We start from the raw sequence: 17,019 nt of genomic DNA, 5'->3' as shown, positions 1-17,019 counted from the left end.
ATCAGATCCTCCCGCGGCGTCTGTCGAGTACTTACGCTGTTGAATGCTTGCGGGGCCAGCTGAAGCGAACCTGAAGTCAGGGGTGAATACGCGGATCTCTTCAGGCAGGCTTCAGGGTGGGGTTGATCGGTAGCGACAATCGGAACGCGGCGCCGACGTCGCTGGGCAGGCAGACAAGCGTTCCGTTGTGGGCCTCGGCGAGCGCGCGCGCGATCGGCAGTCCGAGCCCGACGCCCCCAGAGTCACGGTCTCGGGCCGCGTCGAGGCGAACCAGCCGGTCGAATATCTTCTCCCGGTCACTCTCGGCGACACCGGGTCCGGCATCGGTAACCGTGACTTCTGCCGTATCTGCCGTCTTTTCGACGTTGACAGTGATCTGCCCGGAAACCGGACTGTGGCGGCGGGCATTGTTGAGCAGATTTGAGAGTATCTGCGCGACCCGGGCCGGGTCCGCATCAATGTAGAGGTGCCGCTCACCGGTGTGCCGCACGTTCAGGTCGGGTGCCAACATCGCGGCCCGGTCGACTTCGGTGGCCACGATGTCTCCGAGGTCGGTGCGTTCAGGACGCAGGCTGAGCCCGGCGTCGATGCGGGCAAAGTCGAGTAACTCATTGATCAGCCGGGCGGCCCGGCGGGTCTCGCTGCCCAACAACTCGGCGTGCCGTTGAGCCCGTGTCCCCGGTACGTCGGTGCTGCCGGTGCTGTCGGTGCTGTCGGGCTGGGTTGCGATTCCGGCGATCAGTTGGTCGGCGATGACCTGAATACCGGTAAGTGGGGTTCGAAGTTCATGGGCGGCATCAGAGAGAAACTGTCGGCCCTGCGCCTCTGCACGGTGAGCCGTGGCGGCGGAGTCCTTGGCGTCCTGTTCGGCGGATTCCAGCGCATCGAGCATCGAGTCGAAAGCCTCGGCCGCTTTGCCGAGTTCGGTGCCCGGTCGATCGGGGTGAATCCGGCGGCCCCGGTCGCCATGCGTGATTCCGACAGCCGTGGCGCTCAGGCGCTGCAAAGGCGACAACGCTCGCGCTACCACCAGGCGCACCGCCAGTGCCGCTACTGCCAGCGTGCCGAGCGCACCGAAGAGCATGTTGCGCCGGGTGATTTCGCGGGTATGCGTGATCCTGCGAGTGTCCGCTTCGATGGTCAGTAACGAGCCGTCGGACAGGGTGCCGGTCACTTTCTGGCCGGGCAGATCCCCCCAGGGGAGTGGCGTGGACGGGCCGACATCGACCGGAACAGGCTTGGGAAGGGGATGTGAATGTTGTTCCGCGGGAACGATCTCGGGGTCGCCGAAGACTGCGCCATCGGCGTCGACGACCTGCACCCGGAAGTCAGGTCCCCGCAATACTTTCACCAGCTCTTTCGAGCTCAGTCCCGCCTCGGTCAAGGCGGGCGCATCGTAGAACAGGTCGGCCAGTTCGTCATCGAGATCATCGGTGAGTTGGGCCCCGAAGAGCGCATCGAATGCGACACCTACCAGAACCAACAACACGGCGATGAGTCCGACAACGGCGAGCGTCACACGTCGGCTCAGTGACGGTGTCGACGTGAGGGCCTGGCTCACTACGTGCTCGCCGACAGTCGGTAGCCGATACCGCGTGCGGTGTGCAGCATGCGTGGCCCGTGGACCTCCAGTTTTCGGCGCAAGGCGCTGATGTGCACCTCGACAAGGTTGGGGTCGTAGGCGTCATATCCCCAAACTGCGGCCAGAATTTGGTCCTTGCTGACCACGCGACCGCGCTGATCGGTCAGATAGGACAACAACCGCAATTCGGTGGCGGTCAGGTCCAGCACCGCTCCGGCACGGCTCGCGGTCGCTGCATCGACATCGAGGACGAGGTCACCGAGTTGGATGGCCGACGAGACCCGGCCTCTGCGTCGCAGCACTGCCGCGACCCGCGACAACAACTCCGCGATCTCAAACGGCTTGACAACGTAGTCGTCGGCTCCGCTGTCGAGCCCACGCAGCCTGTCCTCCAGGCCGTCTCGCGCGGTGAGGAGCACGATGCCGGCGTCACCGTAACCGCGCACGACGTCGATGAGCGCGAACCCGTCACGACCGGGCAGCATCACATCGAGCACAACCGCATCCGGCCGAAAGGCGGCCAATACGTCTTCCAGCCCTCCGCCGTCGGCGCGGCCGCCGCTGACGTAACCGGCATCGGCAAGAGCCTCGACGACCATCTCCCGAATGGCAACTGAATCTTCGACGATGAGTACCCGCGGTGGACCCGCGTCGGGGCTCTGATTGGTGGACGTCACTTCGGGGCCGACGGTGTCGTGTGGTCGTGCTGTTGATGGCGATGCATCGGGTCGTCCCAGTCGAAACTCAGATCGCGCAGCATGGAGTGGAGGTGGTTCCCGGTGAATTCGGGGTCGTGCTGTATCGAATACTGGTTGCTCTGCAGAACTTCCAGCAACAGGTCGTCGACCACCGCGTAGGTGAAGTGGTGAGAGCCAATCTGATCCAGGGGACCCCCGGCCCAGGAGAGAGTCAGGGGCCGGTCCTCGTGGATCGTTTGGTCGAAGCGCGCCAGGTAGCCGGGGCCGATACTGGAATTCATTGCGCCGGTGTAGAATCCAAAGGCTTGGCGGAGGTTCCACAGCGCTTCTTCAGGCAACTCGCCTGGCCGGATCTCGACGTGCGGGTACGCGGCGATCGCCTGCTGGTTCACCCCGGGGGACAACGCCGCGATCAGCGACGAGGGCGGCGTGTCCAGGACCAGCGGCGGTGCCTGCGTCAACAAGTCCGTACCGATGAACGCATCGCCGCGGGCCGTTTCAGGCACCTTGCGCCAGAATTCCCGCAGATGGTGCACGACGCTCAGCATGAGCACCTGGCCCTTGGCCCAATGCCATTGTGAAGCAATATCTTCGGGCGCGAAGGGATCTTCGGGAATGACCATGGGGAAGGCCCCGACGAAGAGCGGTGTGGAGTGCACCTCGCGCTGCCCATCGGCGTTGGTGAGGAAGGTCACGTTGACCGTGATGTGGTGGCCTTCGAAGCGGATGGCCCACGAGTCGTCTCCGGGATTGCCGATGATCGCGATGGTGTAGTCGCAGAATTGCTGGTAACGAGCGGCCAGGCCGGGCGGCGGATTCCAGCTCCAGTCGACAACCGTACCGGCTCCGAGGAGCTCCTTGGCGCCGCCGACGACTGGATACCACGGCTTGGAGGGATCGGGGTTCGGCGCCACATCGAAGATCGATGCCGCGCCGGTAGCCGTGGGATCGGTTTGCAGGATTCGGTCGACCACCCCGCTGTCGCCGACGTCCTCCATTTCGCCGATGACGCGGTTTCGGTTTAGCACGGCGACGACGGCCTGGTATCCGCTGGGCGACAGGGCCCGATCGAGAAGTGCGTGCAAGGCTGTGCGCTGCGCTATGTCCATCGAACAGACCGCGATGCCCTGACCCAGCGGGCACCACTGCAGGACCGCGCAGAACGCTTCGGTCTGGCCGGTGTCGCGTCCGCGAGTGCGGGAAGCGCTGTCGAAAGGGACCAGCAGATCGGCGCGCTGGGCTTCGGGCGTGACGTCGACCAGGTGCCTGGCAGCCCGGGCAACGTCTTCGGCGTAGTGCCCGGGCCCGGATTGAGGCGACCCGACCTCGCGCTGCCCCGGCTGTGAACAGGCCACGGGCAGGGCGGCTAGGAGTGGCGCCGCCAGGACGGCTCTTCTGGGCAGATCGTAAAGACTGGATCGGGGTAGCGGCTGCTGGTCATTATCGAGGTCGCGGGCCACAATCGCCGTCACCTCCGCCGAACGTCCGATTCGAACTCCTCCGAGTTCGAGCCGAATCTTACGGAGTTCGAGATTGTTTGTCTGGGGGCGGTGGAATCTTGTTGACCCGCAGGCTTGCCCGGGTGGCTGAGGAATGCTGGTTGCCAGGATTAACCTGGAACCGAAGATATCCTCGGCCGCAGGGAGGCGCATCAGGTGAACCAACGCCATTACGTACTGGGCCACTCAGATCACGAGTTGGGCCGTCTTGGTCGCCAGGCCGAGCTACTGGACTCGGTCACCCGGGAGTACTTGGTGACCGCCGGCGTGAAGCCAGGCATGAGGGTCCTGGACGTTGGCAGCGGTGCCGGTGACGTTGCTTTTCTTGCCGCGGCCCTGACGGCGCCGGGCGGTCATGTTGTCGGAACGGACACCGCGACGGCCGCAGTGAGCGCGGCAACAGCAGCCGCGTCGGCACGGGGCCTGTCCGAAACCGTCCGCTTTCTCGCCGGTGACCCCGCCGAGTTGACCTTCGACCGGCCGTTCGACGCGATCATCGGTCGCTACGTTTTGGTCTTTCAGCCAGATCCCGCAGCGATGCTTCGCCGGCTTTCTCGGCATCTGGCGCCCGGCGGGATCGTTGTCTTTCACGAGCCGGACTGGCGTGCCGCCCGCTCATCTCCGCCGGCGCCGACCTACGACCGATGTTGTCGATGGATCGTCGAGACGACAGACCGGGCGGGCAGTTCCTGGAACATGGCTGATCGGCTGCACAGCGCGTTTTCCGACGCGGGCTTGCCGGCGCCGACCTTGAGTATGCGGACTTTCCTCGGGGCAGGGGACGGAGCTGAGGTCTGGCTGCGCGCCGTGGTCGACATCATCGAGACGCTTGTCCCGGCCATGGAGATACAGGGTGCAGCCACCGCGACGGAGGTCGGAGTGGACACCCTGGCCCAACGCCTGATCGACGAGGTCCAGAAGAGCCGCAGCACGCTTATCGGGCGCTCGGAGGCCGGAGCGTGGTGTCGCGTTGGTTAAGCTCCTGACCCGCTCGCGTGCCGGGAGGTGGTTCGGGTCGGATCACGTTGAAAGTGCGCCTGGACGAACGGGACTCGCCGTGGACGAGAGCCTTCACAGACCGCGCAGCAGGCGCAGTGGGTGCATTCCGTTGACCGCGCCGACAAATGGGGGATGGATGCTGTAACCGAGCATCCGCTGCAGATCGGGGCTCACCTGTTGCACGATATCGGGCGGCGTCGAGAGTGTGAATGCCTCTTGGGGGCGCAGATAGGGTTGGCAGTACTGGGCAGTGATGGCGAGCCGGTTCCCGGTGGTGGAGTTGGCGCCGCCACCGTGCCACAAGGTGCCCAAGAAGAACACGCATGACCCGGCGGGCATGACCGCGATGTCGCGCGCATCTGCGCTGTCCGGTCGTCGCAGATCGTCCCAGGTGTGACTGCCGGGTAGCACCACGGTGGCTCCATTGTCTGCGGTGAAATCGTCGATGGCCCATACGGTTGCGGCCGACAACGCCGGTCGCGGTCTCGCAACGGGATACATGCCGTCGTCGAAATGCTCGATCTGGGCCTGCTCGTGAGTTCCGATGTCGATGACCTGCAGTTGAGAAAGCAGGTAGTTGGGGTCCAGCAACCGGTCCAGGAGCGCGAGCACTCGGGGATGGTCGACCAGCCGATCGACGGCCCGGGTTTTGGCCATCACGCTGTAAACACGGCGGGTCTTGACTCCTTCGAAGTTGTTGCGGCCCTGTTCACCCAGGAGCGGTTCAACAGCATGCCGTATCTCGGCGCACTGTTCGGCGGTGAGAAGGTTGGGCAGGATTAGGTATCCGTGCCGGGTGATTTCCGCCAGATCGGCATCGACAATGCCTGCGTCGACGTGCTCCCCGGCGCTGTTCGTGCGGCGGTAGCGTGCCGCCAGGTCCCGCGAGAGGTCGTCGATAGAATCAATTGTCCTCGGTGTCTTCACGGTCGTCTCCTCGCTTCGTTGGTTTCTTCAATTACGGAGGCCGACAGCGCCTTTGACAAACAGCCAGATTTCGATGGCCAGGTCGTGGGGTGTGGGACGCTCGTCGCGCTCGAGAGCCGTGGCGGTGGCGGCATGGACTCCGGCCAGTACCGCCGCCGAAAGCAGCTGCGGGTCGCGGCTGGCGCTCAGCTCGCCGTTGCGTTGTGCGCGAGCGATATTGGTCGCGCCCACATCGGTGATCTCGCGCAGTTGCCGCTGGTTGGCCGCAGCCACTGCGGAGTCACCGGTGAGACCGCCGAGAACCAGAACCGACAGCGGCTCGGTGTACAGGAACGCGACCCAGTCCTTGATGCGTGCTTGCTCCCGCTCGGCCCAGCTCGACTGGGGATACTCAGGGCCCAGCGCAGCCTGCCACAGCTGGAGATAAAACTCGTCCACCACGGCAACCAGCAAGGCGCTGCGATTGTCGAAGTATCGATAGGGCAAACCGATGCTCACCCCGGCCCGGCGGCATACGCCGGCCACCTCCAGCTCTCCGGTCGCTACCAGCTCTTCCTTGGCCGCGGTGAGGATGCGCTGCCGCGCGGTCGTTGCCCGCGTGGGCCGGCGGCTGACCATTGCGCAATAGTAAACTGAATTCATTTCATTCTGCAAGGGCGAGGGCCAGCTTGGTCAGCACCTCGGGTTAGAGCGGGCCCGCACCGCGCACCGGTGCGACCGCCACGTCCACCAGCATCGGACCGTCGCACGTCAGTGCAGACCGCAGCACGTCTACCAGCTGTTCCGAACGATCTACCCGAACGGCAGGCATGCCGAGCCCTTGGGCGACTGCGGATAGGTCGATCCCGGGAAGATCCAGGCTCGTTTCGATGGCGGGTGGGAATGAAGGGATCTCGAATAGATTCTTGAACAGCTTCATTGCGCCGTACTCGGCGTTGTTCAGTACCAGCACGGTCAACGGGACGTGATGCTTGGCGGCTGTCCACAGGGCCTGGATGGAGTACATCATCGACCCATCGCCCATCACGGCCACCGTGCGATGGGTCGGGTCGGCCAGCGCACCGCCGACCGCAGCGGGCAACCCCCACCCCAGTCCACCGCTGAAACCGTTGAAGTATCCACCGGGTTCGTCAATGGGGAGGTGGGTCCGCAGCGACGGTCGGTACGACGGCGCCTCCTCGACGATGACCGTTCCGTGCGGTGCTAGCTTGCCGAGCAGGTGCAACGCCGCGTCGGCGGTGATCGGGTCGGTCAACGGCGGCGCGGCTGGGTGTCCCTTCGGCGGCGGCCCCACTCGGCTGGCCGGCGGTAGCTGTGACAAGAGCGCCCGCAAGCCCAATCGCGCAGAGCACAAAAGGCTTTCACCGACCGGCGCGGCAAAGGCGTGGGTGGGATTGTCGGTCATATGCAGTGCGACGGCGCCGTCGGGCAGGAACGGACCCTGGCTGTGGACGTGGTAGGTGAAAAGCTGCGCGCCGACGACGAGCACCACGTCGTGGCCGTCCAACTCGCGAACGACCTGCTGGCGGCTGGCAGTCAGGAAACCCTGAAACAGCGGGTGACGTTCGGGGAAGCTGCACCGCGACGACCACGGCGCGACGTAGACCGCGGCGTTGAGTCGCTCGGCGAGCTCGACAGCGTCGTAACCCGCGCGGTCGCCATCGACCTGTGGCCCCACCACGATCGCGGGTGCGGTTGCAGCCGAGAGGGTTTGGGCAAAGCGTGCGATGGTGTCCGGGTCAGCGCCCAGAGCTGGCGCAACCGTGTGTTCTGGTACCGGAGCTGCCTGGCCTTCCCAGTCGTCCTCGGGGATCGAGACGAATACCGGCCCGCACGGTGGCGTGCTCGCGACCAACAGGGCCCGCGCCAGCGCACCCGGTACGTCGGCGGCCCGGGCCGGCTCGATCGCCCACTTGACGTAGGGCTGGGGGAGCAGGGTGGACTGCGCAGAGCACAGATACGGTTCGGTCGGCAGCATGGCGCGAGTCTGTTGGCCGGCAGTGACAACGAGTGGAGTCTGGTTACGCGAGGCGGTGATGACCGAGGCCATCGCATTGCCCAGTCCGGCGGCGGTGTGCACATTGGCGACGCCCGGCCGCCCCGAGCGTTGGGCGTAGCCGTCCGCCATCGCGACCACGGTTGCCTCCTGCAGGCCCAGTACGTAGCCCAGGTCATCGGGCCATCGCAGGAACATGCGCATCTCCGTGGAGCCGGGGTTGCCGAATACCCGGTCGACACCGAAGCGGCGCAGGACGGCGAAAGTCGCGTCAGCGACGCTCTGGGAATCCACCCCCACATCATCGCAACATGGTCGGGCGCCACGTCTTCGATTCCAATGCCGTCTATTCCACTGGGCTCGATTCCACCGGCGCCGGCTCCGGGTCCGGGCAGTCAGTTGCCGCGTGCCGACTCCAGGGCCGATTGAACCTTCTGGCGGCGTTCCTCGATGGCCTTGCCCAGCTCCTTGAGCAGTGCGGGCTTGTGCATCACGAGTTCCTCGATATCGTCGCGGTCGATCTGCAGCACCAACACCTCTTCGAGCGCGGTCGCATCTGCGGTCACCGCCTCACGGATCAGTGCGCCCTGACCCAGATAGTCACCGTGTTGCAGGGTCCGCACCGGGATGACCGCGCCGACATCGTCGGTGACGGTGACCTGCACGCGCCCGGCCATCACGAACGCCATTCCGGTGGGCAGGTCGCCAGTCCGCTGCAGTATCTCGCCGGCCCCGTAACGGGTCAGGTGCACTTTGGGCAGCAGTAACTGCTGGTCGGTCCCGGACAGACGTAAGGTCGGTGCGATCGCCTGCAGCTGGGTGCGCGTCCTGCTCTCGGTGGCGAAGTCATCGTCTGCCTGGTCGAGGTGAAGGCCCGCTCGGCGGGCGGCGTACCAGGTCCAGCGCAGAAATGTGGCGCGGGCCGCGCCGTCGTCGGCGGGGGAACGCACCGGGATGGTGGTGCGAAACTCGGTGGTGCCCATGGGCACTGTGGAAGGCTGGCCGCCCTCGCGAAGTTGGGGTAGGCGGGCGGCCACCAGGGTGAGTGTGTCGCATACCGCGTCCGGCGAGTCGGTGGCCGCAAATACCGTCGAGACTGACATGGTGTGCGCTCCGCCTGGCCGGCTCAGGTTGTTGAACGACGCCCCAGCCAGTACCGAGTTCGGCATCACTTGTAGGCCGCTGCCGGTTTCGATGTGGGTGGCGCGCCAGTTGACCTCGACGACACGGCCCCGCGCCGACGGGGTGTCGAGCCAGTCGCCGATCTTGAAGGGTTGTTCGAACAGCAGAAACAGCCCGGAGACGATCTGACCGACGGAGTTCTGCAGCGCGAGACCCAGCACGATCGAGGTGACTCCGAGGGCGGTGAACAACCCGCCGACATTGGCGCCCCAGACCACCGACAGGATCAGCGCCAGTCCGACGGCGATCAGCCCGAAGCGGGCGACATCGAGGAAGATCCTCGGCAGCCGGCGGCGCCAGCTGCCCTCCGGAGCACTCTCGAAGAGTGTCGTGCTGAGGCCTGACAGCAACAGCACGAGCACCACGAAGCCCAGCGTCGTGGACACAATCCGGACTGGAGTCGCGTGCGACGGGACCTGGTTGGCGCCGGTCAGCAACACCAGCAGAGCACCCAGCGGAAGGATGTAGTTGCGCACGACCTCCACCGAACGCGTCAGCGCGCTGCCGCGGCGGGCGAGTGCGTTGCGCAGTTCGGTCAGCGCGATCAGCCCGATCGGCAGGCCGATGGCGACCGACACAGACCAGTAGAACCACGGCTCCTCGATGAACTCCATGGCTAGCTGCTCTCCGCGAGGCGGTAGATCTGTTCGTCGGTCCCGTCGCGGCTGATCACGCCGGCGGGGACGAAGTCATGCAGTTCGCGCACGATGTCGTACACCCGGGAGGTCACGTAGACCGCGGGTTGCGTGGAACCTTTGCGCACCTGGTAGGCAAGGTTGACCGCGCCGCCCCACATGTCGTATTCGATGTTGGACTTGCCGATCAAGCCGCTGCCCACGGTGCCGGTGTCGATGCCGGCGCGCAGCCGCAGGTCATAGCCATTCTCTGCGTTGAACCTGTCGACGATCTGCTGCATCTCGATCGCGAAGTCCACGGTCCGGCGGGCGTTGTCGAGCCTGGGCTGGTTGAGTCCGCAGCTGGCCAGGTAGCCATTGTGTTGCGTGCGGACGTGCTCGATGCCCAGGCCGTCTGCGGCTGCGTCGAACTGGTGCACCAGTTTGTTGACGATCGCCAGCGATTCCCCCGGTGGCAGGCGCGCCGAGAGCTCGTCGATCCCGACGAAGTCGGCGAAAATCACGCTGACATCCGGATGATCCAGGGCGATGTTCTCTTCACCGTCACGGTAGCGCTGCACGATCGATTCCGGCATCACAGATAGCAGCAGCTCAGTGTTCTCCTCGCGCTGCTGGGTGAGCAACTGCTGGTGCAGAGCAAGATTGCGGCTCATCTCGTTGAACGCCACCGTGAGGTCGCCGAACTCGTCGAGCGAGCGAAGGGGCAGCACGGAGCCGTAGTCGCCGGCGGTGATTCTGCGTGAGCCGGCCTCCAGCCGCTTGATGGGCCGCACGAATTGCCGGGCAAGAATCATCGCGACCACGCAGACAATGAAAATGATCGCGCTGGTCGACAAGACCAGGGTGCGGGTAAAGCTGGCAACGGGCGCGAACGCCTCCTCGGAATTGATCTTGGCGACGATGTTCCACTGCACTTGCGCGTTGGACACCGGTGCGTAGGCCTGCAGCGTCTTGCGCCCCAGGTAGTCGTCGGCGATCAATGTGCCCGTCTGCCCCTGGTCGGCCAGTCGGGTGGCTTCTGTGCCAGCCGTCTGAATCAGCACCGTGGTCCCCTGACGAATCGCGGCGTCGGCAACCTCGGACGGGGTGCCGGCCGCGATCACCGCCGACCGGTAGGCCTCGGGATCCTCCAGGAACAGCCGGGAGTCCGACCGCATCAGCTGGTCAGCGCCCACCAGGAACGTCTCGCCGGTGGTTCCCAACCCGGTCTGCTCCCACTGTCTGTCGAAGGTCATCAGGCGGTTGATTCTCGACATCGGCATCTGCAGCGCCAAGACCCCGGTCGCCTGCGCGGCCGGGCCCACGGGGCTGACCATCCACGCAGTCGGCTCCTGAGCGGGTTGGTAGGCGCTGAAGTCGGTCACCTCGACGTGATCGAGCGCATTGCTCTGCAGTGCATTGTTGAAGGCTTTGGTGAGGTCTCCGCCGCGGAACGGGCCATCAACGATGTTGGTGCCCAGGTCGATGCCCTTGTTGGCGGAGTACACGACGTTGCCCTGGGTGTCGATCAGAAGTGCATCCGCGAACTCGAGGCGTTGCACGACGGCGCGGAAGAAGCTGTTGAAACGCAGGTTGGCCGCCGACCATTCGCTGCCGTCTCCGGCGTCATCCAGATCGATCCTGCGTTGGGGATCGGTGTAGGGAATCGTGTAATGGACCTGCAGGTAGCGCTGGGCGTATGACTTCGGGAGCAGCGCCGGCACGTCCAGTTTCACGCCCGTCTTGGACTCTTCTGCCGGAGCGAAGACGTCGGTGTAATAGTCGACCAGCGCTTGGTCCTGGGCGGGGCTGATCGGCGGCGCGCCCGGTCTGTTGAGCTGATTGAACCCTCTCGTATAGGCCTCCATCCCGGTGCCGGCGTCGCGGCTTCGCGAGAAGAGGATGATCGAGTTCTTCAGCTCGGCGAGCTCGGCTTCCAGTTGGCGGTTCTGGGATTCGCGAACCTCCGCGAGTCGGTCAAATGCTGCGGCGCGAAGCGATGTGCGGCCGGACTGAAAGCCGATGTATCCCACGACGCCCGCCGACAAAATGCTGATTGCCAACAACATCAGCAAGAACTTGGACTGAATGCTCATCCGAGACAGCACCTTGCCGAGGTGCCGCGGCAACTCCACCGGATACGCAGGCTTCGTGTCCGTGTCCGTGTCCGTGTCCGTGCCCGTGCCCAGGGAGCCGGCGCCGCCGGACTTGTGTAACCGCTTGATCATCGGCACATGACACTATCCTGCGACGGATGCCGGGGGAGCAGCTCGGCGAGACCAATTCGCCGGCGGCGGGGCTCATTGCTGCGTGCCCGAAACCTCGGCGGTGATCTCGGCCACGACCGCGTCGAGTCGGTCACGATCTGCGTCGATAGTCGCGCTCGCTTCCGCACCGGCTTTGCGCAACGCCTCGTTCAGGCGCTGCTCGACGGCCTCTGCGCCCAGTCGCAGCAGACCGTCCTGGATATGCACGTTCTGCAGCCAATGGTGGCCGTTCAAGGTCACTTCGACGGTATCGCCGTCGTCGGCAGCGGTGAAGGAATCGCCGTCCATTTTGTCCAGCTGCTCATCCATCAGCGACTGAAGTCGTCGCGCCTGATTCAGGACCGCGGCCACCTCTGGATGCATGTCTTCGGTCACTGCGACTCCTTCTTCGTGTCCTCGGGAGACCCGCGGCGCCGGGCCCGATTGCCGATGACTGCCTCGGTCCATGGCCGGTCTTCGGTGTAGAGCTCCTCGTCCTCGGAGAGCTGGGGATTGCGCTTCTTGTCGCCGTTCCCTTCGCCTTTGGCCCCGTGCATCATCGGTGCCATACCACCGACACCGCCGATGCCGCCCCCGGTAGTTCCGCCGGCCGCCGCCCCGGCTGCCGGGCTGGCGGGTGTGATCACCGGCGCCACCGTCTCGGCGCCTACCGCGGGCTGCAGTGGCGACCCGGGCATTGCGCCTGCCCCGCCGAACCCGCCAGTGCCCGAGCCGCCGCCGGCTGATGCAGCGGGCCGAACGCTCGGCTCGGCGGGATACTTCGGGGCGCCCCTGGGGCTGATCGGCGGTCCGGTGCCCGGCTGCCCGCCCCCCGGGGAACCCCCGGCTTGTGGTCCAACGGCGGGGGAACCGCCGCCTTGCGGGCCGCCCTGTGGCGCCCCCTGGGTTGTCGGCTCGACCGCCGAGGTTTGCGAGATTGCCGGTCGCTCAGAGGGAACCCGCGCTTCGCCCGCGGCGGGAGGATCACCGTTTCCGCCTGCACCCGCGCCTGGACCGTCGGGAGGACCCGCCCCCGGCAGTGGCCGACGCGCCCGCCGGTGATCGTCAACCGTCACGGGTATCCCGGTCACCAGCGGAGTGGGCGGATCCTCGGGTTGGATCTGATGCGGCCAGCCGTCGCGAGCGTATTGATTGCGAATCTCTTCCGACTGGTTCTGCAGTGCGGCCATCTGCAGGGTCTTCCTCAAGTTGTCAGCACTGGCGGGATTCTGCGCGATCTCCTGTTGCAGCTTGTCGAAGTCTCGAGCAACAGGCGCATTGTCCCGCTTTGCCGCCGAATGCGCTTCGGCGATGCGCTCCGCCTCGCCGGCCAGCCGCCGCCAGGAACCCGCGAGGCCGATAATCCACCCACGGTAGGCGTCGAACTTCGCGTAGGCAGCGTCGGCGGCTTCTCCTTCCCACAGAAGAGAATTCGTCTCGAACTGCTGGGCCGAAGCCGCGAGCGACTGGGCGGTACTCCGCCACAGCTGCGCTGCGGCCCGCAGCGACGCTCCGTCGTCTCCAGCCTCGAGCGCTCGTTGGGCATCCGGGGGAAACAGCATCTGGTCAGAGACGAGTTTCCCCTTCGGAACGGGCATCCTCGGCGGATGCGGGGGAGCGGGTAGATCCACACCTTTGGGATACCGGGTGCCGTCCGGAACCGCGGGTGAGCCGGGTGTGACCATCGTGGTGCCGATGTCTTCTCCTGAGATCCTGTCCACGTCCGCATAGGCGGCCGAAACATTGTCCAGGGTCTGAGCAAGCCGCAACCCCTCAAGCCTGCCGAATTCCTGGTAGGCCCACATCGTCTCGGTGTTCACGGCCAGATTGGCGATGGCCACGCGGCTGGTGATGAGCGCATCCGGCGACACGACCGTGGGCTGTGCTGCGTTGGTGGACCAGGACAGACTCCTGATCTGGCTCGCCTTGGCGGCCAGATCTTCCGGAATCACCTGTAGTTCGTCACCGCTCATGGGCGCCGCACGGGTTGTCGAGGTGAACGAATCCGAGCATCATTTCGCCTGAGCCATCTGATAGCGACTCTCTTCGCGCGGGTTGATCGGGCGGATCGGTAGCCGCTCGTGCCGCGGAGTCTCGATGAAGTTGCTGCGCAACGTGACTCGGCCGATCTCAGGATGGGCATCAAGGTAGGTCGTCGAGGTCGGCCACGATACCTGGGTCTGCGCCCCGATCCGCGCCCCGATCTGGCCGGCGAACTCACGGTATTGCGGGTCCAACGTGATAGCCGCACCTGCCGCCGCCGAGCGCACCAGAAACTGGGTGGACAACTGCCCGTTGCCCAGGTCGATGCTGGCGTCGACATCGTCGAACGGCATGTACACGGGATAGCGGTTCGCAGTCTCGCCCACCAACACACCAGCCGAGCCGACGGGTAGCTCCCAGTGCCGGTCGGTGACCGGGCTTTCGCCCAGCAGAGCCGCTCGCTGACCTCCATGAAGACATGAAAAACCATGCGGTGTGGAAGGAGTCGTCAGTGTGGTGAGAAGGACCGTGGTGGTGGGCGCTGAACCCGGTGCTATGCGGACTCGCGTCAGCGTGTGATCGGCACGTACCGACCACCAAACGTCCGGCCCGCCCGGAGCATGGTAGGCAGCGGTGAATGTGTTGCGTCCCTTGATCATCGACCAAGCTTCGTATTCGAAACCAATCTCGGTGGTTCGGTCGAAGCCGTCGAAGCTACGAGCGGGTCGCGCGTCGACGCCGTTGGCTGCCAGCAGATCCGCGATCCGAGTCGCGGAGGCCACGAGATACTGCGCCACTCCCGAAACCCCCTCGTCGCGCCGCATGGCGGACTTGTGCACCCGTTCAGGATCGGCGCGCAGCAGGATCCACGTGCGCCGGTTCGCCGGTGCCGGGTACGGGCCGACCACCTGCTCGTAGAGGGCGATGAGCGCCGCCGGTGCGGTCCTGCCGATGCGGTAGCCCGCGGACACCACGTCGGCTTCCAGGTCGGGACAGTATGCGGTCAGCAGGTTTTCGACGAAGCGGGTGTCGACGACGTCGTCGGTGAAGGCCTCTCCGTTGACGATCACGGTGGGGGTGAACGGCCGCGGAATCAGCTCGATGATCGACACCATGTGGTCGCCCTGCCAACGCACCGCGACCGGATCGCCTGGCATCGCCGTCGCGCCGACCGCGGACTCTGTGGGCGACGCCGGCGCCTGACGATGTCTGCGCCGCCAGGCGAAGAGCGCAGCTACCCAGCCCGTGAGTCGGCGACCGCGCAAGGTCAGCACTGAGGCCAGCGCGATCAGAACACTCGCCGTGATGCCCAGCCAGAGCAGATCAAGCCGGCCGAACAGCAGCACGACTGCCGGGATCAGCATCGCGGCCCACAGCGCATGGCCGGTGGTCAGTCGCAGCCCGAATACCCCGCCCAACTTGCTCATCGGCGCCTCAGCGTTCGTCGGGCCAGCGCAAAGATGCCGAGCGTCAGCGCGAGGCCCACACTGACGATGACCACTCCGGTGATCGGGTTGCGGTCAGGGGGCGGCACGTGTTGCGGCGGTGGAATCTCCTGGACCCGGTAGGGGATCGTTGCCGGCCCCGGGGGCACGTCCCAGGTCAGCGCGGCGACCGGATCGATGACCCCGGCGCCGACGACGTTGTCCACGCCGCCACCAGGGTGTCGCGCAGTCGCGGTGATCCGGTTGATGATCTGCGCGGGAGTGAGTTCTGGAAAGCGCTGTCTGAGCAGTGCTGCGAGGCCTGAGACGTACGCCGCGGCGAAGGACGTGCCGCTGATGGGGACCGGTCCATCCTCGCCCTGCAGTGCGTTGACGGGATTGCCGTCGTAGCCCAGTGCTACCAGGTTCTCGCCAGGAGCGGCAGCCCCGACCCATGGGCCCTGCAGGGAAAATCCGCTCGGCTGGCCGTTGGGCGCGATGCTGGCCACAGGCAGCACCATGGGCGAGTACCACGCGGGCGAGACGATGGTCTGCACCTCCCGCCAACCACGCGGATCGGCCGGCATTGCCGCATCGGGTGGCGGGTTCTGGTTGCAGTCGCCGCCCGAGTTGCCGGCTGCGACGACGATCACCGCGCCCTTGACGTTGACGGCGTAGTTTATAGCCGCACCGACGACTTTCTCCTCGATCGGCCGCGTGACCTTGTAGCAGGCGGCTTCGCTGATGTTGATGACCTGCGCGCCGATGTTGGCCGCGTGCACGATCGCGCGGGACAGACTGCGCAGTGATCCCGCGGTTCGGGTCGCGTTGGGGTCGTTGGGGTCGCTGCGGGTGCCGACCGGTTGGAAACTGTCCGATGTCTGCCGCAGGGACAGGATCCGTGCGTCGGGCGCCACCCCGATGAAGGCGTCTGCCGGGGCAGGTCTGCCGGCGATCAGCGAGGCGGTGAGCGTGCCGTGCGCATCGCAGTCCGACATCCCATTGCCGTCCTGGTCGACGAAGTCGCCCCCGGGTTCTGTGGGTACCCGGGGAGAAGCGTTTACCCCGGTATCGATGATCGCCACGGTGACTCCGGAACCGGTCGCGAACTTCTGCGCCTCGGAGAGTTGGAGGTATTCGGCGGCCCATGATGTGTCGGCGAAGTTCGTATTCGGGAAGGTCGTCGGCGAAGCACAGATACGGCGTTGCTCCATGGGCTGATCCGGCCCGGTGTGGTCAGGTGGAAGGGCCGCCGGGTCGATTATCGGCGGTTCGATCGCCCAGACCTGGGGAGCTGCCAGGAGCGCCAGGACCAGCGCCGAGATGAGCGCACCTAGACGGCGCACGCGCGGTCACCCCCCGCGACGCCTGACCAGGCCCCAGAATGCCGGAAAGTCCACAGCAAACCCGAGACCACCCAGCGGGCAGCCCAAGAGCTCACGTCGAACCAACCTGCGGATCTCACCAGGCAAGCTTACGGGTGCCTCGAGCAGGTCATTCCGCATTCTTTTCGGGGCCCGGGAAGTGAATCAGGCGTCCAGATCTCGCGCGACCAGTTCGGAGATGGTGTCGAGTGCGGCCTCGTCATCGGATGCGACGGTGACCTGGGCGCCCTGCCTGGCATCGAGTGTCATGATCATCAGTGCCGAGCCGGCGTCGACGGGTTCACCACCGGCGACCGACAGAGTGATGGATGCGCCCGCCGTGACGGCGGCCTCGGCGATGATGGCCGCGGGCCGGGCGTGTAGTCCGATAGACGAGCCGACGGTGACGGTCCTGGTGGGCATGGCTACTCCTGGTGACGGTGTGATCGATGCTCGGGTTTTCAGTGACAGTGACAGTGACAGTGACAGTGACAGTGACAGTGAC

General features: G+C 65.6%; 14 protein-coding genes. 1 reads left to right on the top strand and 13 read right to left on the bottom strand.

The features are described 5' to 3' along the window. Positions 1–100: 100 nt before the first annotated feature. Genes ACPGXI_RS12460 through ACPGXI_RS12450 form a run of 3 tightly spaced genes read right to left on the bottom strand, consistent with a single transcriptional unit; the run spans position 101 to position 3,752 of the window. A complete protein-coding gene (locus ACPGXI_RS12460; protein ID WP_526653280.1) occupies positions 101–1,561 on the bottom strand; it encodes a sensor histidine kinase in 1,461 nt (486 codons plus the stop codon). Then, entirely contained in the window at positions 1,561–2,259 is a 699-nt protein-coding gene (locus tag ACPGXI_RS12455; RefSeq protein WP_526653278.1) for a response regulator transcription factor, read from the bottom strand. Before ACPGXI_RS12455 ends, ACPGXI_RS12460 begins: the two co-directional genes overlap by 1 nt. After that, positions 2,256–3,752, bottom strand: coding sequence for a DUF3500 domain-containing protein (locus ACPGXI_RS12450; protein WP_526653276.1), 1,497 nt, complete (start codon positions 3,750–3,752; stop codon positions 2,256–2,258). The genes ACPGXI_RS12455 and ACPGXI_RS12450 overlap by 4 nt, the downstream gene beginning before the upstream one ends. A gap of 183 nt (positions 3,753–3,935) precedes the next feature. Between ACPGXI_RS12450 and ACPGXI_RS12445 the strand changes: the two genes are divergently transcribed. Beyond that, the gene (locus ACPGXI_RS12445; RefSeq protein WP_526653274.1) at positions 3,936–4,757 is read left to right on the top strand and encodes an SAM-dependent methyltransferase; all 822 of its coding nucleotides are present in this window, start codon (positions 3,936–3,938) and stop codon (positions 4,755–4,757) included. A gap of 93 nt (positions 4,758–4,850) precedes the next feature. On the opposite strand, the gene ACPGXI_RS12440 is transcribed toward ACPGXI_RS12445, so the two are convergent. The 10 genes from ACPGXI_RS12440 to ACPGXI_RS12395 form a co-directional block, all read right to left on the bottom strand. Next, positions 4,851–5,705, bottom strand: a complete 855-nt coding sequence (locus ACPGXI_RS12440; RefSeq protein WP_526653272.1) for a phytanoyl-CoA dioxygenase family protein — start codon at positions 5,703–5,705, stop codon at positions 4,851–4,853. 27 nt (positions 5,706–5,732) lie between these two features. Next, positions 5,733–6,323, bottom strand: a complete 591-nt coding sequence (locus tag ACPGXI_RS12435; RefSeq protein WP_526653270.1) for a TetR/AcrR family transcriptional regulator — start codon at positions 6,321–6,323, stop codon at positions 5,733–5,735. Between the two features lie 67 nt (positions 6,324–6,390). Further along, positions 6,391–7,995 carry a benzoylformate decarboxylase gene (mdlC, locus tag ACPGXI_RS12430; RefSeq protein WP_526653268.1) on the bottom strand — a complete coding sequence of 535 codons (1,605 nt, stop codon included), beginning with the start codon at positions 7,993–7,995 and terminating at the stop codon, positions 6,391–6,393. 101 nt (positions 7,996–8,096) lie between these two features. Next, entirely contained in the window at positions 8,097–9,497 is a 1,401-nt protein-coding gene (locus ACPGXI_RS12425) for a mechanosensitive ion channel domain-containing protein (RefSeq protein WP_526653266.1), read from the bottom strand. A gap of 2 nt (positions 9,498–9,499) precedes the next feature. Beyond that, positions 9,500–11,725, bottom strand: a complete 2,226-nt coding sequence (locus tag ACPGXI_RS12420; protein ID WP_526653264.1) for an adenylate/guanylate cyclase domain-containing protein — start codon at positions 11,723–11,725, stop codon at positions 9,500–9,502. Positions 11,726–11,797: 72 nt separating this feature from the next. Then, positions 11,798–12,139 (bottom strand): YbaB/EbfC family nucleoid-associated protein, encoded by a 342-nt coding sequence (locus ACPGXI_RS12415; protein WP_526653262.1) that lies wholly within the window; start codon positions 12,137–12,139, stop codon positions 11,798–11,800. Next, complete coding sequence (locus tag ACPGXI_RS12410; RefSeq protein WP_526653260.1) at positions 12,136–13,716, bottom strand: PPE domain-containing protein; 1,581 nt, start codon at positions 13,714–13,716, stop codon at positions 12,136–12,138. Before ACPGXI_RS12410 ends, ACPGXI_RS12415 begins: the two co-directional genes overlap by 4 nt. 39 nt (positions 13,717–13,755) lie before the next feature. Then, positions 13,756–15,153, bottom strand: a complete 1,398-nt coding sequence (gene eccE, locus ACPGXI_RS12405; protein ID WP_526653258.1) for a type VII secretion protein EccE — start codon at positions 15,151–15,153, stop codon at positions 13,756–13,758. After that, a complete protein-coding gene (mycP, locus tag ACPGXI_RS12400) occupies positions 15,150–16,496 on the bottom strand; it encodes a type VII secretion-associated serine protease mycosin (RefSeq protein WP_526653256.1) in 1,347 nt (448 codons plus the stop codon). Before mycP ends, eccE begins: the two co-directional genes overlap by 4 nt. 183 nt (positions 16,497–16,679) lie before the next feature. After that, positions 16,680–16,937, bottom strand: coding sequence for an HPr family phosphocarrier protein (locus ACPGXI_RS12395; RefSeq protein ID WP_526653306.1), 258 nt, complete (start codon positions 16,935–16,937; stop codon positions 16,680–16,682). Between the last annotated feature and the right edge of the window lie 82 nt (positions 16,938–17,019).

Origin of the sequence: Mycobacterium sp., from assembly GCF_049608025.1 — a bacterium.
GTDB lineage: Bacteria > Actinomycetota > Actinomycetes > Mycobacteriales > Mycobacteriaceae > Mycobacterium.
This window is presented reverse-complemented; position numbering and strand designations above follow the sequence as displayed.